Origin of the sequence: Cellulomonas hominis (genome assembly GCF_014201095.1) — a bacterium.
Taxonomy (GTDB): Bacteria; Actinomycetota; Actinomycetes; order Actinomycetales; family Cellulomonadaceae; genus Cellulomonas; species Cellulomonas hominis.
In genome coordinates, this window is record NZ_JACHDN010000001.1 from 2,413,370 (window position 1) to 2,431,807 (window position 18,438).

Consider the following 18,438-nt stretch of genomic DNA (forward strand, 5'->3'; position numbering starts at 1 on the left):
GGGCGGGTGCGGGCGGCGGGACCGCCCGCCGAGTGGAGGGTTCCGCCGGGACACGCCGGGCGTGTCGGGCAGAATGCTCCACTCAGCGGAGGCGGGGGTGGGGTCGGGTGGGTCAGAGGCCGAAGGCCGAGCCCGGGCGGGCCGTCACCGCGTCCGCGGCGGCGGCGTCGTCCTCGGCGGTCTTCCCGGTCCAGTGGTCGGCGGCCGCGACGGGCTGGGTGTGCACCTCGCCGGCCGCGCGGGCGGCGGCGACGCGCTCGGCGTGGCTCGGCGGGCCGGACGGGACGTGCGCGGGGCGGTCGGACTCCATCTCCGTGCGGAGCACGGGCACGACCTCGCCGCCCAGGATGTCGAGCTGCTCGAACACCGTCTTCAGCGGCAGGCCCGCGTGGTCGATGAGGAACAGCTGGCGCTGGTAGTGGCCGACGTCGTGCCGCATGGCGGCGTACCGGTCGATCACCTGCTGCGGCGAGCCGACGGTCAGCGGGGTCTGCTCGGAGAAGTCCTCGAGCGACGGGCCGTGGCCGTAGACCGGCGCGTTGTCGAAGTAGGGCCGGAACTCGTTCACGGCGTCCTGCGAGTTCTTCCGCATGAACACCTGGCCGCCCAGGCCGACGATCGCCTGGTCGGCGCGGCCGTGGCCGTAGTGCTCGAACCGCTGCCGGTAGAACTGCACCATCTGCTTGGTGTGGCTCATCGGCCAGAAGATGTTGTTGTGGAAGAACCCGTCGCCGTAGTAGGCGGCCTGCTCCGCGATCTCGGGGCTGCGGATCGACCCGTGCCAGACGAACGGCGGGACGCCGTCCAGCGGGCGGGGGGTCGAGGTGAAGCCCTGCAGCGGGGTGCGGAACTTGCCCTCCCAGTCCACGACGTCCTCCTCCCAGAGGCGGCGCAGCAGGGCGTAGTTCTCGATCGCCAGCGGGATGCCCTGGCGGATGTCCTGCCCGAACCACGGGTAGACGGGGCCCGTGTTGCCGCGGCCCATCATGAGGTCCATCCGGCCGTCGGAGATCACCTGGAGCATCGCGTACTCCTCGGCCAGGCGGACCGGGTCGTTCGTGGTGATCAGCGTGGTCGCCGTGGACAGGACGATCCGCTTCGTGCGCGCGGCCAGGTAGCCGAGCATGGTCGTCGGGGAGGACGCGACGAACGGCGGGTTGTGGTGCTCGCCGGTGGCGAAGACGTCCAGGCCCACCTCCTCGGCGTGCTCCGCGATCGCGAGGATCGAGCGGACGCGCTCGGTGTCGTCGGGGGTCCGGCCGGTGGTGGGGTCAGGAGTGATGTCGCTGACGGTGAAGACTCCGAACTGCATGTCTCCCGCTCCCTCGAAGTCGATGCGTTTGCATGTACATCGGCTCCCAACCGAGGGGGGTCCGGAGTTATTCCGACTTCTGGGACTTCGGTCCCGGGTGGCCCGCGCGGGACGCCCGCCGGGTGGCGAGGTGGAGCACGAGCCCGACCGCCAGCAGCACCCCCGCGAGCGCCCAGTGCCGAGCCTCCTGCTGGCTGAGGAGCACCAGGCAGGTGAGCACGGCCAGCACCGGCAGCGGCGTCCAGGCCCGGAAGTGCGCGTGCTCGACGCGGTCCCGGCGCAGCACCAGCACCGCGACGTTCGTGCTGAGGAAGACGAACAGGAGCAGCAGCACGACGGTGGACGCCAGGTCGACGAGCTCGCCCGTCGCCGCCAGCACCATCGCCACCACGGTGGTGACGACGATCGCCACCCACGGGGTCCGGCGGCGCGGAAGCACGCGCCCGAGGACGGGCGGCAGCAGGCCCTCCTGCGACATGCCGTAGGCGAGGCGGCTCGCCATGATCATCGTGAGCAGCGCACCGTTGGCGACGGCGACCAGCGCGACGACCGAGAACAGCTCCAGCGGCACCCCGCCGGCGGCGCGCACGACCTCGAGCAGCGGCCCGCTGGAGGCGGCCAGGTCCTCCGGCGCGACGACGGCGGGCGCGACCAGTCCCACGAGCAGGTAGACCAGGCCGGCGGCGAGCAGCGCCCCGAACAGCGCCCGCGGGTACACCCGGCGCACGTCGGTGACCTCCTCCGCGAGGTTCGCCGAGGTCTCGAACCCGACGAACGAGTAGAACGCGATCAGCGCACCGCCGAGCACGGCAGCGCCCCACGAGGTCCCGGCCGGCAGCTCCAGCACGCGGCCCGGGTCGCCCTCGCCGCGCCCGAGCACGATCGCGCCCAGGACGACGACCAGCACCAGGCCGCTCAGCTCCACGACGGTCATCACGACGTTCGCGCGCAGCGACTCCTGGATGCCCCGGGCGTTCAGCGCGGCCACGAGCGCCAGGAAGACGAGGGCCGTCGGGACCGGAGGGACGTCGAGGAAGACGCCCAGGTAGTCGCCGCCGAACGCCAGCGCGAGCCCGGCCGCCGACGTGACGCCCGCCGCCAGCATGCAGAAGCCCACGAGGAACGACACCAGCGGGCTGCCGAACGCCCGCTGCGCGAACACCGCCGACCCGCCGGCCCTCGGGTACTTCGTGACCAGCTCGGCGTACGACGCGGCGGTCAGCAGCGCCATGCCGAGCGCGACGAGCAGCGGCAGCCAGATGGCCCCGCCCGCCTCGGCGCCGAGCTCGCCGACCAGGGCGTAGACGCCCGCGCCGAGCACGTCGCCGAGCACGAACAGGAACAGCAGGGGGCCGGTGACTGCGCGGCGCAGGCCGGGGCCGTCGCGGCGGGTGGAGGCGTCGGGGGCGTCGGTGGTCGTCACCGGGCGAGTATCGGCGCGCCCCGCCCGGAGCGCGCGCGGAAGGTCCGCAACCTGCCGGTTGGTCAACTGCACGGGGACGTGGCACCCTCGGCGGCGTGCCCGCAGACGACCCGCTGTCGAAGGTGTTCTCGGCGCTCGCGGACCCGCTGCGTCGCGACCTCGTCGCGCGCCTGGCGTCGGGCGACGCCACCGTGCGCGAGCTCGCCGAGCCGTACCCCGTCTCGGCGCAGGCGGTGTCCAAGCACCTGCGGGTCCTCGAGGAGGCCGGGCTGGTGACCCGCACCCGGGACGCGCAGCGCCGGCCCGCGCACCTCGAGGCCGAGGTGTTCGACCTCATGACGCTCTGGATCGAGCGGCACCGGCGCACGGCCGAGTTCCGGTACCGCCGCCTGGACGAGGTGCTCCTCGTCGAGGAGACGCGGGTGGACGACGGCGCGCGGCTGCCCGTCGAGCGCACGCCGCGGTTCCGCACCGTGAGCGAGCGGGTCTTCGAGCCGTGGGACCTGCACGCCCGCGCGGCCACCGCGCCGCGGGCCGGCGACGCCGAGCGCGACGAGGGTGCCGGTCAGCCCTCGTAGGCCCAGTGCCAGGGCTCGCGCGGGGTGTCCTCGACGAAGCCGTACCGCCCGGCGTTCTGCCGCATCCACGACTGGGCCGCGGGGTCGAGGTCCAGGTCGACGGCCATGCCCCAGCCGTGGTCGCTGGTGCCCGGCACCGCCGCGAGACCGCCCTGGGAGTACAGGCCCTTGCGCGCGGCGACGTCGACCTGCGCCTCGTAGGACCGGTACGAGTCGGTGATGCCGATCGTCACCCCGGCCCGCGCCGCATCGGCCCGCAGCCGCTCCAGCGACTCCGCGGCGGGCGCCCACAGCCGGTGGCCCGTGTCGCCGACCTCGGCCAGCGCGGAGGCGGGGATCTTGCCGTTGCCGTAGGCGGCGAGCTCGACGGGGACGCCGTCCGCGTTCCGGGCGCCGGTGGAGGTCGCGGTGCCGGACGAGGTGCCGACCGCCTCGGCGAGGGCCTGGGCGAAGGCCGTCCCGCTCGCGCTGGTCGTCGTCGCGGCGGCCTGGGCCGACGCCGGGGCGAGCGACCCGAGGGTCGCCTGGATCGCGGCGATCCGCTGGCCGATCGCGGCGATGCCGTCGACGCTCATGTGTGCTGGTCCTTCCCCCGGTGCTCCCGTTCCCCATCGGCGGGTCGGCGGCGGACCTGAGCGGACCGCGCGAGCGCCCCGGCTACGGTGCTCCCGACGCGCCGGGGCGGTCCCGGGCGCGACGGGGGAGGCAGCATGTCGTTCCAGGCGTACCTCGACGCGGTCGAGGACAGGACGGGGCTCACGCCGCGGCAGATCGTGGACCGGGCGCACGAGCAGGGCTTCGGGCCGGACAGCAAGGCGGGGCCGGTGCTCGAGTGGCTCGCCGCCGAGTACGGGCTGGGGCGCGGGCACGGGATGGCGCTGGTGCACGTCATCAAGAACGGGCCGGGCATCGGGGCGAAGCACGTCGGCACCACGGGCTCGCACCGGGACGCGTCGGACACGCTGTGGCTCGACGGGAAGGCGACGCGGCCGGCGGATCCGGCGTGATCCCGCGTGATCCCGCGGAACTTCCGACACGCGGGGCGCGGAGCGTGGCCGTGTCGGACGTCGTGCGTACCGTCGGTGGCATGAGCATCGGACGGCACGTGTGCATCTGGTTCGACGACGGCGACGGCGTCGACCTGCTGTGCGTCTGCGGCGCCCGCGCGGTGTCCGTGGTCGACGAGGAGACCGGCGAGCAGCTGCTCGTCACCCTGGCGGACGAGCCCGCCCCGCTGGCGGCCACCGCCTGACCGGGGTTCGAGACGGTACCGCTGCCGCGGCGTCGGCTCGTGGTCGCGCCACCCCCGGCGGTGCGTCGGGGGTGGCGCTTCTGATGTCCCGGCTAGATCGTTCGGCGGCGACGTGACCGCTGCTGCAGCCTCCACGCCACCTGCCCGAGCGCGAGTGCCAGGACCGCGCTCACGAGGATGCGCGTCAGCGTCGTGCTCCAGTTGGCCAGAGCGAGCGCCCCGACCAGGAACCAGAACGAGACGAAGGTGACGAGAGTCGGGAACCACCTGCCGCGACGACTGTCGATCATGAGTACCGCTCCTCTCGTCAGCTACGAGGGTTCGTGAGGACGTACTGGACGTACGCAATTGCGGCCGACGCGGCGACGCTGCACGTGGCCGAGTTGTTCGAGCACCAGCGCTGAACCGCAGTGTATCCCTGGGGGATGATGGTCCAGACGGGCGACGTGGCGGGCGACTTGCTGATCGTCATGATCACCTTGCCGCTGCTGTTGTACAACCGGTATCCGCCCCATGAGGTGCAGTTCTTCGGGTTCTTTCCGGTCCAGTCGCTCACGGTGATGCCGTTGGTGCAGCGGGCGTACTCACCCGCTGCATGAGCAGGAGCGGCGCCTGACACGACCCCTCCCAGGCTGAGTGACAGGCCCACGACTGCCAGCGCCGTCGCTCTCTTCGACCCCTCCTCGGTGCGTCGCTCCGGGCCGTCGATCCCATTCTCGCAGGGTGGTGCATGAATAGCCTCCTGTCCGAAGGTAGGCGACGTCGTCGGCGCCTGGCAGCTATCCTCCGCACATGTGCGATGTGGGTGCCCGACCGCCGGCACCTACCCAAGCCGCATTGCGCTGAATGCGCGGCCGTCTCGACTACTCAATCGCCCCGACGCTTGGCGCTTGAGTGTCCGAGCACTCATCCATTCAGCCGAAACTCTGGACATCGCCCGGCCGGCGTCCCCGGCGGAGAGTGCGCGGGCGCGCGCCGCGCCATTGGATTCGGGAGGCGATGGGGATGGCGTGAGTCAGGGGCCCGCGGGCGGCGGCGCGGGCGCGGCCGGGTCCGCCGGGGGCGGCGCGGGGCCGGACGACAGGGAGAGCGCGACGGTCGACCCCGCCGTCGCCGTGCCCGAGCGGCTCTGCTCGGCGACGAGCCCGGGGGCCAGGTCCGACGGCACCGACGGCCCGACCGTGACGCGGAAGCCGGCGGCGGTCAGCGCGGCCCGGGCCGACGCCTCGTCCCGCCCGACCACCCGCGGCACGGGCACCTGCTTGCCGAACACCTCGTCCGACCCCGCGGCGGCGAAGCCCGGCACGGCCACCCCCTCCAGCGTGCGGGTCATGAAGCCCTTCCAGATGGGGACCGCCACCGAGGACCCGAACACGTTGCGGATGTACCGGCCGTTGATGACCACGCGCTGCATCGGGATCATCCGCTCGGCGTGGCCGACCCAGATCGCGGTGGACCGCACCGGCGTGTACCCGACGAACCAGGTGTGCTCGTTCCGGGACGTCGTCCCCGTCTTGCCGGCCGCGGGGAACGGCGGCGCGTCCGTGCTCGCCGTGCCGCTCCAGACGTTCTGCAGCGCGTGGTTCACGGCGTTCGCGATCCGGGGCTCCAGGGCTCCCGGCGTGCAGGACTGCGGCGGGACGGCGAGCTGGTTGCCGTCGGTGTCCACCACGCTGAGGATCGCCACCGGCGTGCAGTACGTGCCGCCCGACGCGAAGCCCGCGAACGCGGCGGCCATCGCGAGCGGCGCCACGGACTGCGAGCCCAGGACGTTCGCCGGCAGCGGGTCGAACGGGCCGTCCCCGGACTGGCCGCCCGCCCGGTGGATGCCGAGGGCGGTCGCCGTGTCCATGATCCCGCAGAGGTTGAGCTGCGACGCCATGGCGATGTAGCCGGAGTTCACGGAGTTCCGCGTGGCGTCCAGCACCGACATCACGCCGCCGGAGCGCGGGCCCTCCGCGTTGTTGAACTTGTACTCCGTGCCGCCGTTCAGCGCGGTGCACGGGGCGGAGAACTCGCGGAACCGGTAGGAGAACCGCCGGGCGTCCACCTGCTCCGAGAGGCTGTGCCCCTCCTTCAGCCACTCCGCCAGGGTGAATGGCTTGAACGTCGACCCGGGCGGGAAGCCGCTGCCGCCGCCGTACAGGAAGTCGGTGTTGTAGTTCACGGCGGTCTCGCGCTCGCCGTGCTCCTGGGTGTTGTTGTACGTGCGGTTCTGGGCCATCGACGTGATCCGGCCGGTGCTGGGCTCCACGGTGACCAGCGAGGTCGCCACGCCCGACGCGTCGTCCACCGGGACCCCGCGCTTGAGCTCCTCGTCGGCGATCGCCTGCTCGCGCGGGTCCAGGGTCGTGGTGATGGTCAGGCCGCCCCGGTACAGCCGGTCGACGCGCTCGGCCTCGGTCTCCCCGAAGACCGGGTCGTTGCGGAACACCTTGGTCACGTAGTCGCAGAAGAACCCCGACCCGGGCACCGTCGCGCCCGCCGCCATGCAGCCGATCTGCGGGTCGGACACCCGGAGCGTGTCCGGGAGCGGGGTGGCGACGGCGGCGCGGTACTCCTCGGTCGTCAGGTAGTCCTGCTCCCACATCTGGCGCAGCACGACGTCGCGCCGCGTCTGCGCCGCCTCGGGGTTGCGGACCGGGTCCAGCGCGGTCGGGCTCTGCGTGACCCCCGCGATCGTCGCCGCCTCGATCGGCGCGACCTCGGACGCCGGCTTCGAGAAGTACCGCTGCGCCGCCGCCTGCACCCCGTAGGTGTTCACGCCGAACTGCGCGATGTTGAGGTACGCCTCGAGGATCTCGTCCTTGGTCATCTCCTTCTCCAGGGCGATGGCGAGCTTCGCCTCCCGGAGCTTGCGCGCGTACCCCTCGGCCCCGGACGCCTCCCGCGCCGCGTCGGCGCCCGCGAGGTCGCCCTCCCGCACGGCCTTCTCGATCAGCACGTTCTTGATGTACTGCTGCGTCAGGGTCGAGGCGCCCTCGGTGCGGCCCGGGTCCTGCAGGTTGCGGACCAGCGCCCGGACCATGCCCTCGGGGTCGATGCCGCCGTGCTGGTAGAACCGCTTGTCCTCGGTCGCGACGACGGCCTGCTGCATCGGCTCGGAGACCGCGTCCAGCGGCACGACCTCGCGGTTCTCCGCCCAGAACACCGCCAGCACGGTGCCGTCCGCCGCCAGCATCGTCGACCGCTCCGACAGCGGCTGCCGCTCCAGCTCGGTCGGCAGGTCCTCGAACGCCTCGACGGCCATCGCCGTCGTCCCGTTGGCCACCGCCACCGTGGGCAGCACGAGCGCGGCCGTCAGCAGCCCGCCGACCGCCGCGGTGAGCACGAACGCGACCAGCAGCGCGACCGCCTTCACGACGGACATGCGGCGGGCGGTCGTTGCCATGTCCGCCACGCTAGGACAGCCGGGCCGGACGTGTGCACCGGAAGGCCGCACAACCATCCGCGCCGGGTGACGGGTGGCGGGCCGCCGCGCCGCGTCCGATGCTGGGGACCCGCGGGGCCGCCGGGCCGTTCGACGGGCACCGGACGGCGGGCCGCCCGGGACGACGCGACGGAGAGGTGGGGACCATGGGCTTCCTGGACCGGCTGCTGGGCCGCGAGGAGCCGGAGCAGCGGCGGGCGCCCGGACGCGCCGCGCCCGGCTCCGACGAGGCCGCGATCGAGCGGTACCGCTACCTGCTGCGCACGGCGCCGCCGGACGCGCTCGAGCAGGCGCACGCCGAGGCGTTCGCCCAGCTCACCTCCGAGCAGCGCCGCCAGGTGCTCGCCGAGGTGTCCGCGCAGGTCCCCGAGGCCGAGCGCGCCACGTCGGACGACCCGCGGTCGCTCGCGCGGATGGCCACCCGCGCCGAGCTCCGGCAGCCCGGGACGCTGGAGCGGACCTTCGGGGCCGCGCGCGGGCCGGGCGGCGCCGGCGTCGGGGGCATCGGCATGGGCGGGATGATCGCCGGGTCGCTGCTCGCCAGCGTCGCGGGGGCGTTCGTCGGGACCGCGATCGCGGACAGCCTGTTCGACCTGTCGGACGGCGGGGGCGACGGGGCCGACGGGAGCGACGGGGCCGACGCGGGCGCGGACGCCGGCGGCGACGTGTCCGCGGACGGCGGCGGCTGGGGCGACGCCGGGGGCGGGGACTTCGGCGGCGGCTTCGGCGACTTCGGCGGGGGCGACTTCGGGGGCGGGGACTTCTAGCGGCCCCGCCCCCGGGTGCGCGGCCGGATGCGGTGTCGCGCGCCCCCGCCCCGCGCCTACTCTGCCGGGATGGACACCGCCGACCCCGTGGCCGCCGCCACCCGGTTCCTCGTGCGCGGCCGGCTCGAGCAGCTGCCGCGCCGCCGCGCCGACCGCGACCTCGTGCTGCGCTGGGTGGCCCAGGGGGTGCTGCCGCTCGACGAGCCCGTCCGGGAGCGGGACCTCACCGGCCGGCTCGCGGACCTCGCCCGCGACCCCGTCGGCCTGCGGCGGGAGCTGGTCGACTCGGGGCTGGTCACGCGCACCCGCGACGGGGCGGAGTACTGGCGGACCCGGGTGACGGAGTTCGACCCGGTCTGAGCGCCGGGGTCAGCCGAGGGCGGCGAACGCGTCCGCCACCGTGTCGTGCGGCGGGAGCACCCGCACCATCGTCGTGAGCGTCAGCACGTCGAGCACCTGACCCGTCGCCCGGGCGATCGTCAGGTCCCCGCCCGCGGTGCGGGTCAGGCGCAGGCCCGCGACCAGGGCACCCAGCCCCGACGAGTCGAGGAACGTCGTCTCCTCCAGGTCCAGCACGACCTTCGTGCGGCCCGCGGCGACGAGGTCCGCGAGCACGGACTTCAGCTCCGGGGCGTCCGCGGCGGTCAACCGGCCCCGGGGGCGCACGACGACGACCGGCCCCCCGATCCGCTGCACGGCGATCTCCACAGCTGCCCTCCCTCGCTCGTCCGGCCGGGTGCGGCCCGGCCGGGCCAAGCCTAGGGGTCAGCCGCCGGGCTCGACCCGGGCGGCGTGCCGGGGCAGGTCGTCGTCGCCGAGGTCGGTGCGCCACCGGCCGACCACCCGCAGCCCCGCGACGTCCAGGTGCGGGGCGATGAGGTCGCCCAGCGGCGTGGGCCAGTCGGGTGCGGTCAGCCGGTCCCGGCCGAGCGGCGTGCCCGCCCCGTCCGACACCGTCAGCGTCCAGACCAGGTCCCCCTCGCGGGACGAGTCCGGGGAGTGCACGGTCACCGTGCGGGCCCGCGCGAGCGTCGCGTCGTCCAGCGCGGTGAGCCGTGGCAGCTCGTCGTGGTGCGGCACCGTTGCCCCTCCGTCCGATGACCGCATCATGCGCGCAGCCCCCAGGACGCGTCACCTACCCGCCGGGTGAATCCGCCGGGACCGCACGGGGCGGCGACCTCCCGTGACGGACGTCACTCCCGCGGGCGTCGGGACGGGGACGTCCGGGTCGCCCGGGCCGCCCGGGCCCGAGCGGATCCACCCGGACGGCCGCGCCCGGGTGCGGTGCCGCGGCTGGATCCGCTCGGCCTCCGGTCGCGGGGGCGGAATGCGCGCGGGAACGACGAAGCCCCGCATCGCCTGGGCGAGTGCGGGGCTTCCGACGTGGCTCCGACCGGCGTCGATCCGGTGACCTTTCGATTTTCAGTCGAACGCTCTACCAACTGAGCTACAGAGCCGTGATACGACTACACCGGCCCAGATGGACCGGTGTGATCGAGCGACCCCGACGGGACTTGAACCCGCGACCTCCGCCGTGACAGGGCGGCGCGCTAACCAACTGCGCTACGGGGCCTCGTTGTGAGACCTATTCTTCCACATGCACTGCTCGTACCCCCAACGGGATTCGAACCCGTGCTACCGCCGTGAAAGGGCGGGGTCCTGGGCCGCTAGACGATGGGGGCTTGTCGCCCCTGACGTCGAGGCGTCTTCAGACCGGTGACGATCATACGGGGTAGAACGCCGATCGCCAAAGTCGGCCAGGATGGACCCGTGGTGGACATGTCGCGGGAGGACTTCGAGGACGCCGTCCGGGACGGGCTGGACCTGGTGCCGCCCGAGCTCGCGGCGCAGATGGACAACGTCGTCGTGCTGGTCGAGGACGACGCGCCCGACGACGACCCGGACCTGCTCGGGCTGTACGAGGGCGTGCCGCTGACGGAGCGCGGGGAGTTCTGGGCTGCCGGCTCGCTGCCGGACCGGATCACGATCTTCCGGAACCCGACGCTCGCCGTCTGCGCGGACCGCGCGGAGGTCGTCGAGGAGGTCGCGGTGACCGTCGTGCACGAGATCGCCCACCACTTCGGCATCGACGACGCGCGGCTGCACGAGCTCGGGTGGGCGTGAGCGCGGTCGCTACGCTGCCGGGGTGACCGCCGACGCCGCCCCGCACGCCTCCCGGACGCGCCTCGGTGTCGTGATCCTGCCGCAGCAGCGCTGGGCGCAGGCGCGCCACACCTGGCGGCGCGCGGAGGAGTACGGCTTCGACCACGCCTGGACCTACGACCACCTGGCGTGGCGGTCGCTCGCCGACGAGCCGTGGTTCGCCACCGTCCCGCTGCTGGCCGCCGCGGCCGCCGTCACCGAGCGGATCCGGCTCGGCACGTGGGTGGCGTCGCCGAACTTCCGGCACCCCGTGCCGTTCGCGAAGGACGTCATGGGGCTGGACGACGTCGCCGGGGGGCGGTTCCTGCTCGGGCTGGGCGCGGGCGGCGAGGGGTTCGACGCGGGCGTGCTCGGACCGGCCCCGACCCGCGGCGAGCGGACCCGGCGGTTCGAGGAGTTCGTCGAGGTGCTCGACCGGCTGCTCACCCACCCGGAGACCGACCACGAGGGCACGTTCTACGCCGCGCACGGCGCCCGGATGATCCCCGGGACGGTCGCCCGGCCGCGCACGCCGTTCGTCATCGCCGCCAACGGCCCGCGCACCATGGCGCTCGCCGCGCAGTTCGGGCAGGGCTGGGCGACGTACGGGCCGACGTTCGCGCCCGAGGACGTCGAGGGGCCGGTGTCCGCGGCGCAGGAGGCCTGGTGGGCGGGGCTCGCCGTGATGGTCGAGCAGGTGCGGGAGGTCGCGGCCCGGCTCGCTCCCGACGGGCGGGTGCCGGACCTGTACCTCAGCCTCGACGGGGCGCCGGTGTACTCGCTGGAGTCGGCGGAGACGCTCGTCGAGGGCGTGCAGCGCGCGGCGGAGCTCGGGTTCAGCGACGTGGTCGTGCACTGGCCCCGGGAGTCGGGGATCTACGCCGGCTCGGAGGACGTCATGGCCGACGCCCTCGCCCGCCTCGCCCGCTGACGCGCGGCCGGCCGGAGCCGGGTCAGTGGGACTGGCGGGCCTGCCAGGCGCTCGTGACCATCTCCGTCAGCGTGTGCCGCATGACCCAGTCCAGGTCGCGCGCCGCGGCCTCGCCGGAGGCCACGATCCGCGCGGGGTCCCCGGGGCGCCGGGGCGCGATCTCGGGCTCGAACGCGATGCCGGTGCCCTGGGCCATCGCGGTCATGATCTCCCGCACGGAGACGCCGTCGCCGGAGCCGAGGTTGTAGACGCGCTGCAGCTCGCGGCCGTCGGTGAGGGCGCGGGCGGCGGCGACGTGCGACACGGCGAGGTCCGCGACGTGCACGTAGTCGCGGACGCACGTGCCGTCGGGGGTGGCGTAGTCGGTGCCATTGATCCGCGGGGTCCGGCCCTCGGCGAGCGCGTCGAGCACCAGCGGGAACAGGTTGTGCGGGCTGGTGTCGTAGAGGTCCGGGGTGCCGGAGCCGACGACGTTGAAGTACCGGAGCGAGGTGTGGTGCAGCTCGGTGGCGCGGGCCTGGTCGCGCAGCAGCCACTCGCCGATGAGCTTGGACTCGCCGTAGGGCGACTCGGGCGCGGTCGGGGTGTCCTCGGTGACGAGGTCGACGTCCGGGGTGCCGTAGACGGCGGCGCTGGAGGAGAACACGATGCGGGTCACGCCCGCGGCGGCCATGGCCTCGAGCAGCCGGGCGGTGCCGGTGACGTTCTGGTCGTAGGTGTGCAGCGGGCGCTGCACGGAGACGCCGGCGTACTTGAACCCGGCCAGGTGCACCACGCCGGTCACGCCGTGCTCGCGCAGCGCCGCGGCGACGAGCGGGGCGTCGAGGATCGAGCCCTCGACGAACGGCACGTCGTCGGGGACGAACCCGCGGTGCCCGGACGACAGGTCGTCCAGCACGACGGCCGGGATCCCCACCTGCGTGAACGCCCGCACCACGTGCGAGCCGATGTACCCAGCGCCTCCGGTCACCATCCACGTCATGCCACCCATCCTAGTCCCTCGATGGTGCTTTCTGCTCGTATTCGGTGGTTCGTGTGCGATTCGCCGCGCCGGGTGTCCCGGATGGGCGGATTCGTCCGGCGCACGGGGTCGTGCGGCGCCCCGCGATGCGGCAGAGTGCTGGGCAGGGCGGTGCGCGCCGGGTGACCGGCGTCCCCGGTGGCGCACCCGGAGATGCTCAGTATGCTGAGCATCTCGCTCGAGCCCAGGGGAGATGGCGTGCGCAGGTCTCGCAGTACCGCAACCGCCGGCCACGGCGGGCGCACCGGCACGCTCCCGGAGCGGGCGGCCCGCCCCGCACCGGCCGCGCCGGGGCGGCCGGCGGCCGTCGTCCTCGCCGACCGCGTCGAGGACGCCCTGGGCGACGTCCGGCTGCTGCTCGTCGACGACGTCGCCGCGCGCCGGCGCCACGCCCGCGATCTCGCGCCCGAGCACGCCGCCCTCTGGCGCGCCGTCGGCGACCAGATCGGCGGCCGGATGATGCGCCCGCGGCTGACCCTCGCCGCCTACCTCGGCCTCGGCGGCACCGACCCCGCCGCCGTGGCACCCGTCGCGGCGGCGCAGGAGATGCTGCACACCGCGATGCTCGTCCACGACGACGTGCTCGACCACGACGACACCCGCCGCGGCCGCCCGAACGTCACCGGCGCGGCCCGCCGCCGGCTGGCCGCCCGCGGGGTGACCGGACCGGCCGCGGAGGCGCCGGTGCTGGCGGCCGGCCTGCTCGGCGGGGACGTCGCGATCGCCGCTGCCTTCGACCTCGTGGCTTCCGCCCCCGTCCCCGCCGAGCTGCGGCTGCGGGTCGTCCGGTCGCTCGCCCGGGCGGTGGACACGACCGTCGCCGGGGAGCTGCTCGACGTCACCGGGCACCTGCACGGGCCGACCGCCGTCGACGCGCTGCGCGTGGCGGAGCTCAAGACCGCCGTCTACTCCTGCTGCACGCCGCTCGCCGCCGGGGCGGTGCTGGCGGGGGCGGACGACGCCGTGCTGGGTGTCCTCGACCGGTTCGGCACGGCGTTCGGCATCGCGTTCCAGCTGCTCGACGACGAGCTCGGGGTGTTCGGCGACCCGGCGGTCACCGGCAAGTCGACCGTCTCCGACCTGCGGGAGGGCAAGCGCACCGAGCTGCTGCGCCTGGCCTACCTGCGTGCCGACGCCGGCGACCGGGCGGTGCTGGACGCCGCCGTCGGCCGCCCGGACCTCACCGAGGACGACGCCGCCGCGGTGCGCGCCGTCGTGGCGGGGTCCGGGGCGCTGGACGAGGCCCGGCTCGTGCGGGCGGACGCCGTCAGCACCGCGCGCGCCGCGGCGGCCGGCCTGCCCGACGGGCTCGCCGGGTACCTCGCCGGACTCGCCGCCGCCGTGGCCGGTACCTCGTGAGCGCGCCCGTCCGGCCCGGTGCCGACCCCGGCGTCCGGGCCGCCTCCGCCGCGCTGTACGACCGGACCGCCGCGCGGGCGAGCCGCGCCGTCCTGGCCGGGTACTCGACGTCGTTCGGCCTCGGCACCCGGCTGCTCGGGCCGCGCGCCCGCCGGGACATCGAGGCCGTGTACGCCCTGGTCCGGATCGCCGACGAGGTGGTGGACACCCGCGGCGGCGACGACGCGGGCGCGCTGCTCGACGAGCTCGAGGCGCAGACCGCCCGGGCGCTGGCGTCGGGCTGGTCGACGAACCTCGTGGTGCACGCCTTCGCCCGGACCGCGCGGCGCGTGGGCATCGGGCCGGCGGAGGTCGACCCGTTCTTCGCCTCGATGCGCGCGGACCTGACCGTGCAGGTCCACGACCGGGAGTCCTACGAGCGCTACGTGTTCGGTTCCGCCGAGGTCGTCGGCCTCATGTGCCTGCAGGTGTTCCTCAACGCCGACCGCCGTCCGGGGGAGCCGGTGCGCCGCCCGGACGAGGCCACGGTCGCCGGGGCCCGCGCGCTCGGCGCCGCGTTCCAGAAGATCAACTTCCTGCGCGACCTCGGCGCCGACTCCGGCGAGCTCGGCCGGTGCTACTTCCCGGGCGTCGGGCCGCAGGGGCCGTCGGACGCGCAGCTCGCGGCGATCCTCGCGGAGATCGGGGACGACCTGGCCCGCGCCCGCGCCGCGCTGCCCCGCCTGCCCGGCCGGGCGCGCACGGCGGTGGCGGCGACGCTCGCGCTGTACGACCGCCTGCTCGCCGACCTCGCCGCGACGCCGCCGGAGCAGGTGCGCGCCGCGCGGGTGCGGGTGAGCGCGCCGCGGAAGGCGGCGGTGCTGGCGGGCACGCTGGCGCGCGAGGGCGCGCGGGCGGTGCGGGACCGGGGGCCGCGCGGCGCCCGGCGGACGGGGACGACGGACGACGGAGGTGCGGCGTGACGGGTCGGGTGGTCGTGGTCGGCGGCGGGATCGGCGGCCTCGCGACCGCGGCCCTGCTCGCGCGGGGTGGCGCCGACGTCACGCTGCTGGAGCGGCACGACCGCGTCGGCGGCCGCACCGGCACGCTCGAGGTCGACGGCTTCCGGTTCGACACCGGGCCGTCGTTCTACTTCATGCCCGAGGTGTTCGACCACTTCTTCGCGCTGCTCGGCGAGCGGACGGCCGACCACCTGGACCTCGTCCGCCTCGACCCGGCGTACCGCCTGTTCCCGGAGCCCGCCGGGGCCGGGGCGTCCGACCCGATCGAGGTGGTCGCGGACCCGGAGGCGAACTGGGCCGCGTTCGAGCGCCTGGAGCCGGGCGCGGGGGAGGCGCTGCGCCGGTACACGGAGGCGTCGACCGAGGCGTACCGCACGGCGCTGGACCACTTCCTCTACACGACCTTCGAGCGGCCCGACCGGGCCGTCGGCGGCGACGTGGCGCGCCGGGCCGGCACGCTGGCCGGGCTGCTCACGCAGACGCTCGCCGACAAGGTCGCCCGCACCACCGAGCACCCGGTGCTGCGCCAGGTGCTCGGGTACCACGCGGTGTTCCTCGGCTCCTCGCCGTACCGGGTGCCCGCGCTGTACTCGTTGATGAGCCACCTGGACCTGGTCGACGGCGTGCTGTTCCCGCGCGGCGGCATGTACACGGTCATCGAGGCGATCGAGCGGCTCGCGGTCGCGCACGGCGTGACGATCCGGACCGCGGCCGACGTGGTCGCGGTCGAGGTCGACGACGCCCCGCGCACCCTGCGGCACCCGCGGCGCACCGGGACCGCCCGCGGCGTGCGCCTGGCCTCGGGGGAGCTCGTGCCGGCCGACGTCGTGGTGTCGGGCGCCGACCTGTTCCACACGGAGACCGCGCTGCTGCCGCCCGCGCACCGCACGCTGCCCGAGCCGTGGTGGGAGGACCGGGGCCCCGGCATCTCGGCGCTGCTGGTGATGGCGGGCGTCCGGGGCGCGCTGCCGGAGCTCGCGCACCACTCGCTGTTCTTCACCCGCGACTGGCCGGGCAACTTCGACGCGATCCTCGGCCCGGGGCGGACCTCCCGGCCGGCGGACCTGCGGGTGCCGGACACCGCCTCGCTGTACGTGTCCCGCACGACCGCCACCGACCCGGACGCCGCCCCGCCCGGGCACGAGAACCTGTTCCTGCTCGTGCCGTTCCCGGCCGACCCCGCGATCGGCGCCGGTCCCGCCGGGGCGGCGGAGCTGGACGCGTACGCCGACCGGTTCCTCGACCAGGTCGCGGGCTGGGCGGTGATCCCGGGGCTGCGCGACCGCGTCGTCACCCGCCGCGTCGTGGGGCCCGCGGACTTCGCGCGCGACTTCTCCGCGTGGCGCGGCACGGCGCTCGGCATGGAGCACACGCTCGCGCAGAGCGCGCTGTTCCGGCCCGCCGACCGGTCGCCGCGCGTGCCGAACCTGCTGCACGTCGGGGGCGGTACGGTGCCGGGCGTGGGGCTGCCGATGTGCCTGATCAGCGCCGAGCTCGTCGCCAAGCGGCTGCTCGGCGAGACGTCGCCCAGCCCGCTGCCGGCGCCGCTGCGGCGGGGGTTCCTCGCGGCGGCGCGTCCGCGCGGCGTGTGGGCCGAGGCCGGCCCGGCGACCGCACCGGCCGACGCGCCGGCACCGGCGGGCGTGCGGTGACGGGGTTCGCGTACCTCGGCGCGCTGCTGCTGTCCCTGGGCGGGCTCGCGCTGATCGACCGGCGGTTCCGGCTCGCGTTCTGGTCGCACCCGCGCCGCACCGCGATCTGCCTGGGCGTCGGGGTCGTCGGGTTCCTGCTGTGGGACGTCGCCGGCCTGCTGCTCGGGATCTTCGCGCGCGGCGAGAGCCCGCACATGACCGGCCTGCTGCTCGCCCCGGAGCTGCCGGTCGAGGAGGCCGTGTTCCTGACGCTGCTCTGCTACGTCGCTCTGCTCGCGTGGCGGTGGTTCGACCGGCAGGCCGCGCTGCGGGAGCGGTACCGGCGCGAGGAGCTCGGCCGGTGACGAACATCGTGCTGAACGTGCTGGTGCTCGCGGTGCTCGCCGGCGTGTGCGCCCCGGTGCTGCGCCGGATGCGGGCCGGCGCCCTGGTGTGGACCGCGTTCCACCTCTGCCTGCTGACGATGGTCTTCGACACGCTGATGATCGCGGCCGACCTGTACGTCTTCGACGAGGACAAGATCCTCGGCGTCTACCTGTGGGGGGCTCCGCTGGAGGACTTCGCCTACGCGATCGCCGCGTCGCTCGCGATGCCGGTGCTGTGGACGGTGCTGGAGCGCCGGGAGGGGCGCCGGGACGCGCGCGGCGCCGGGACGGGCTCCGCATGAGGGAGGTGCTCGCGGCCTCCCGCCCGTTCTCCTGGATCAACACCGCGTACCCGTTCGCCGCCGGCTACCTGCTGGCCACCGGCGGGCGGGTGGACGCGACCTTCGTCATCGGGACGCTGTTCTTCCTGGTCCCGTACAACCTGCTCATGTACGGCGTGAACGACGTCTTCGACTACGCCTCCGACCTGGCGAACCCCCGCAAGGGCGGCATCGAGGGCGCGCTGGCGGACCCGGCGTCCGCGCGGGCGGTGCACCGGCGGATCCTGCGGGCGTCGGCGCTGTCGGTGCTGCCGTTCCTGGCGTACCTGCTGGTCGTGGGCTCGGCCGCCGCCGACCTGACCCTGCTGCTCGTGGTGTTCCTCGTCGTCGCGTACTCGGCGCCCGTGCTGCGGTTCAAGGAGCGGCCGGTCCTGGACTCGGCGACGTCGGCGATGCACTTCGTCGGGCCGCTGCTGTACGCGCTGGTGCTCGTCGGGGCCGACCTCGGGGCGCGGACCGTCTGGCCGGTGCTGGTCGCGTTCGTGCTCTGGGGGATGGCGTCGCACGCGTTCGGCGCGGTCCAGGACGTCCGTGCGGACCGGGAAGGCGGCATCGCGTCCGTCGCGACCGTGCTCGGGGCGCACGCGACCGTCGTCGGGGCGACCGCCGCGTACGTCGCGGCCGCGGGGGTGCTGCTCGTGCTGCCCTGGCCGGGCTGGCTCGCCGCGGTGCTGCCGCTGCCCTACGCGGTGAACGCCGCCCGGTTCTGGTCGGTCCGGGACGACGACTGCGAGCGGGCGAACGCGGGGTGGCGGGTGTTCCTCTGGCTGAACCTCGTCGTGGGGTTCCTCGTGACGATGCTGCTGATCGCGGTGGCGCTCACGTCGTGATTCCCGCCCGCGGGCCGGGGGCGGCGCGGTAGCG

The 18,438-nt window shown here is 74.8% G+C and carries 22 protein-coding genes and 3 tRNA genes; 14 read left to right on the forward strand and 11 right to left on the reverse strand.

Translation table 11 applies throughout. From position 1 onward, the window contains the following. Nucleotides 1–112: 112 nt before the first annotated feature. Complete coding sequence (locus tag HNR08_RS11295; protein ID WP_146834872.1) at nt 113–1,312, reverse strand: LLM class flavin-dependent oxidoreductase; 1,200 nt, start codon at nt 1,310–1,312, stop codon at nt 113–115. 67 nt (nt 1,313–1,379) lie between these two features. Next, nucleotides 1,380–2,735: an APC family permease gene (locus HNR08_RS11300; RefSeq protein WP_146834869.1), complete on the reverse strand. Its 1,356-nt coding sequence runs from the start codon at nt 2,733–2,735 to the stop codon at nt 1,380–1,382. Nucleotides 2,736–2,830: 95 nt separating this feature from the next. Here HNR08_RS11300 and HNR08_RS22710 point away from each other — a divergent pair, with 95 nt between their 5' ends. Then, entirely contained in the window at nt 2,831–3,313 is a 483-nt protein-coding gene (locus HNR08_RS22710) for an ArsR/SmtB family transcription factor (RefSeq protein ID WP_146834866.1), read from the forward strand. Here HNR08_RS22710 and HNR08_RS11310 read toward each other — a convergent pair. Beyond that, nucleotides 3,301–3,888 (reverse strand): M15 family metallopeptidase, encoded by a 588-nt coding sequence (locus HNR08_RS11310; protein WP_146834864.1) that lies wholly within the window; start codon nt 3,886–3,888, stop codon nt 3,301–3,303. The genes HNR08_RS22710 and HNR08_RS11310 overlap by 13 nt on opposite strands. Before the next feature lie 135 nt (nt 3,889–4,023). Between HNR08_RS11310 and HNR08_RS11315 the strand changes: the two genes are divergently transcribed. Together HNR08_RS11315 and HNR08_RS11320 are read left to right on the forward strand one after the other, a co-directional pair. Beyond that, a complete protein-coding gene (locus HNR08_RS11315) occupies nt 4,024–4,320 on the forward strand; it encodes a DUF4287 domain-containing protein (RefSeq protein ID WP_146834861.1) in 297 nt (98 codons plus the stop codon). 80 nt (nt 4,321–4,400) lie between these two features. After that, nucleotides 4,401–4,565, forward strand: coding sequence for a hypothetical protein (locus HNR08_RS11320; protein ID WP_168431096.1), 165 nt, complete (start codon nt 4,401–4,403; stop codon nt 4,563–4,565). A 92-nt stretch (nt 4,566–4,657) separates the two neighbouring features. Here HNR08_RS11320 and HNR08_RS11325 read toward each other — a convergent pair whose 3' ends face one another. After that, entirely contained in the window at nt 4,658–4,855 is a 198-nt protein-coding gene (locus HNR08_RS11325; RefSeq protein ID WP_146834858.1) for a hypothetical protein, read from the reverse strand. A gap of 135 nt (nt 4,856–4,990) precedes the next feature. Between HNR08_RS11325 and HNR08_RS11330 the strand changes: the two genes are divergently transcribed. After that, on the forward strand, nt 4,991–5,164 hold the full coding sequence (locus HNR08_RS11330; RefSeq protein ID WP_168431095.1) for a hypothetical protein: 174 nt from the start codon (nt 4,991–4,993) through the stop codon (nt 5,162–5,164). Nucleotides 5,165–5,580: 416 nt separating this feature from the next. Here HNR08_RS11330 and HNR08_RS11335 read toward each other — a convergent pair whose 3' ends face one another. After that, entirely contained in the window at nt 5,581–7,956 is a 2,376-nt protein-coding gene (locus HNR08_RS11335; protein ID WP_146834855.1) for a transglycosylase domain-containing protein, read from the reverse strand. Nucleotides 7,957–8,141: 185 nt separating this feature from the next. On the opposite strand from HNR08_RS11335, the gene HNR08_RS11340 reads away from it, so the two are divergent. Both HNR08_RS11340 and HNR08_RS11345 read left to right on the forward strand, forming a co-directional pair. Then, on the forward strand, nt 8,142–8,762 hold the full coding sequence (locus HNR08_RS11340) for a hypothetical protein (RefSeq protein WP_146834852.1): 621 nt from the start codon (nt 8,142–8,144) through the stop codon (nt 8,760–8,762). Nucleotides 8,763–8,831: 69 nt separating this feature from the next. Continuing rightward, the gene (locus HNR08_RS11345) at nt 8,832–9,122 is read left to right on the forward strand and encodes a DUF2087 domain-containing protein (RefSeq protein WP_146834849.1); all 291 of its coding nucleotides are present in this window, start codon (nt 8,832–8,834) and stop codon (nt 9,120–9,122) included. 9 nt (nt 9,123–9,131) lie between these two features. Here HNR08_RS11345 and HNR08_RS11350 read toward each other — a convergent pair whose 3' ends face one another. From HNR08_RS11350 to HNR08_RS11370, 5 genes are all read right to left on the reverse strand, one after another. Then, entirely contained in the window at nt 9,132–9,470 is a 339-nt protein-coding gene (locus tag HNR08_RS11350; protein WP_168431092.1) for an STAS domain-containing protein, read from the reverse strand. A 57-nt stretch (nt 9,471–9,527) separates the two neighbouring features. Further along, on the reverse strand, nt 9,528–9,842 hold the full coding sequence (locus tag HNR08_RS11355) for a hypothetical protein (protein WP_146834846.1): 315 nt from the start codon (nt 9,840–9,842) through the stop codon (nt 9,528–9,530). A gap of 304 nt (nt 9,843–10,146) precedes the next feature. Next, nucleotides 10,147–10,219: transfer RNA gene (locus HNR08_RS11360), tRNA-Phe, on the reverse strand. A 42-nt stretch (nt 10,220–10,261) separates the two neighbouring features. Beyond that, nucleotides 10,262–10,335, reverse strand: a tRNA-Asp gene (locus tag HNR08_RS11365). A gap of 36 nt (nt 10,336–10,371) precedes the next feature. Further along, nucleotides 10,372–10,444: transfer RNA gene (locus HNR08_RS11370), tRNA-Glu, on the reverse strand. Nucleotides 10,445–10,541: 97 nt separating this feature from the next. On the opposite strand from HNR08_RS11370, the gene HNR08_RS11375 reads away from it, so the two are divergent. After that, nucleotides 10,542–10,886: a metallopeptidase family protein gene (locus HNR08_RS11375; RefSeq protein ID WP_146834917.1), complete on the forward strand. Its 345-nt coding sequence runs from the start codon at nt 10,542–10,544 to the stop codon at nt 10,884–10,886. Between the two features lie 22 nt (nt 10,887–10,908). Beyond that, nucleotides 10,909–11,835: an LLM class flavin-dependent oxidoreductase gene (locus HNR08_RS11380; RefSeq protein ID WP_146834844.1), complete on the forward strand. Its 927-nt coding sequence runs from the start codon at nt 10,909–10,911 to the stop codon at nt 11,833–11,835. Nucleotides 11,836–11,857: 22 nt separating this feature from the next. Here the strand turns inward: HNR08_RS11380 and galE are convergent, their stop codons facing one another. Further along, entirely contained in the window at nt 11,858–12,817 is a 960-nt protein-coding gene (gene galE, locus HNR08_RS11385) for a UDP-glucose 4-epimerase GalE (RefSeq protein ID WP_146834841.1), read from the reverse strand. 201 nt (nt 12,818–13,018) lie between these two features. Here galE and HNR08_RS11390 point away from each other — a divergent pair, with 201 nt between their 5' ends. From HNR08_RS11390 to HNR08_RS11415, 6 genes are read left to right on the forward strand one after another with little or no spacing between them, the layout of a single operon-like run. After that, on the forward strand, nt 13,019–14,215 hold the full coding sequence (locus tag HNR08_RS11390; protein WP_183835008.1) for a polyprenyl synthetase family protein: 1,197 nt from the start codon (nt 13,019–13,021) through the stop codon (nt 14,213–14,215). Then, nucleotides 14,212–15,177, forward strand: a complete 966-nt coding sequence (locus tag HNR08_RS21775) for a phytoene/squalene synthase family protein (RefSeq protein WP_146834834.1) — start codon at nt 14,212–14,214, stop codon at nt 15,175–15,177. Before HNR08_RS11390 ends, HNR08_RS21775 begins: the two co-directional genes overlap by 4 nt. Next, entirely contained in the window at nt 15,174–16,868 is a 1,695-nt protein-coding gene (gene crtI / locus HNR08_RS11400) for a phytoene desaturase family protein (protein ID WP_146834830.1), read from the forward strand. The genes HNR08_RS21775 and crtI overlap by 4 nt, the downstream gene beginning before the upstream one ends. Beyond that, nucleotides 16,865–17,212: a lycopene cyclase domain-containing protein gene (locus tag HNR08_RS11405; RefSeq protein WP_146834827.1), complete on the forward strand. Its 348-nt coding sequence runs from the start codon at nt 16,865–16,867 to the stop codon at nt 17,210–17,212. Before crtI ends, HNR08_RS11405 begins: the two co-directional genes overlap by 4 nt. After that, nucleotides 17,209–17,535: a lycopene cyclase domain-containing protein gene (locus tag HNR08_RS11410; RefSeq protein ID WP_146834824.1), complete on the forward strand. Its 327-nt coding sequence runs from the start codon at nt 17,209–17,211 to the stop codon at nt 17,533–17,535. Before HNR08_RS11405 ends, HNR08_RS11410 begins: the two co-directional genes overlap by 4 nt. Further along, nucleotides 17,532–18,404 (forward strand): prenyltransferase, encoded by an 873-nt coding sequence (locus tag HNR08_RS11415; protein WP_146834821.1) that lies wholly within the window; start codon nt 17,532–17,534, stop codon nt 18,402–18,404. The genes HNR08_RS11410 and HNR08_RS11415 overlap by 4 nt, the downstream gene beginning before the upstream one ends. The last annotated feature ends 34 nt before the right edge of the window (nt 18,405–18,438 follow it).

Excerpts from the sequence above, each read along its gene's own strand:
- HNR08_RS11375 (WP_146834917.1), top strand. The coding sequence starts at position 10,542 with ATGTCGCGGGAGGACTTCGAGGACGCCGTCCGGGACGGGCTGGACCTG.
- HNR08_RS11325 (WP_146834858.1), bottom strand. The coding sequence starts at position 4,855 with ATGATCGACAGTCGTCGCGGCAGGTGGTTCCCGACTCTCGTCACCTTC.
- HNR08_RS11335 (WP_146834855.1), bottom strand. The coding sequence starts at position 7,956 with ATGGCAACGACCGCCCGCCGCATGTCCGTCGTGAAGGCGGTCGCGCTG.
- HNR08_RS11415 (WP_146834821.1), top strand. The coding sequence starts at position 17,532 with ATGAGGGAGGTGCTCGCGGCCTCCCGCCCGTTCTCCTGGATCAACACC.
- HNR08_RS11310 (WP_146834864.1), bottom strand. The coding sequence starts at position 3,888 with ATGAGCGTCGACGGCATCGCCGCGATCGGCCAGCGGATCGCCGCGATC.
- HNR08_RS11315 (WP_146834861.1), top strand. The coding sequence starts at position 4,024 with ATGTCGTTCCAGGCGTACCTCGACGCGGTCGAGGACAGGACGGGGCTC.
- HNR08_RS11390 (WP_183835008.1), top strand. The coding sequence starts at position 13,019 with ATGCTGAGCATCTCGCTCGAGCCCAGGGGAGATGGCGTGCGCAGGTCT.
- galE (WP_146834841.1), bottom strand. The coding sequence starts at position 12,817 with ATGACGTGGATGGTGACCGGAGGCGCTGGGTACATCGGCTCGCACGTG.
- HNR08_RS11330 (WP_168431095.1), top strand. The coding sequence starts at position 4,991 with ATGATGGTCCAGACGGGCGACGTGGCGGGCGACTTGCTGATCGTCATG.
- HNR08_RS11320 (WP_168431096.1), top strand. The coding sequence starts at position 4,401 with ATGAGCATCGGACGGCACGTGTGCATCTGGTTCGACGACGGCGACGGC.
- HNR08_RS11295 (WP_146834872.1), bottom strand. The coding sequence starts at position 1,312 with ATGCAGTTCGGAGTCTTCACCGTCAGCGACATCACTCCTGACCCCACC.
- HNR08_RS11345 (WP_146834849.1), top strand. The coding sequence starts at position 8,832 with ATGGACACCGCCGACCCCGTGGCCGCCGCCACCCGGTTCCTCGTGCGC.
- HNR08_RS11340 (WP_146834852.1), top strand. The coding sequence starts at position 8,142 with ATGGGCTTCCTGGACCGGCTGCTGGGCCGCGAGGAGCCGGAGCAGCGG.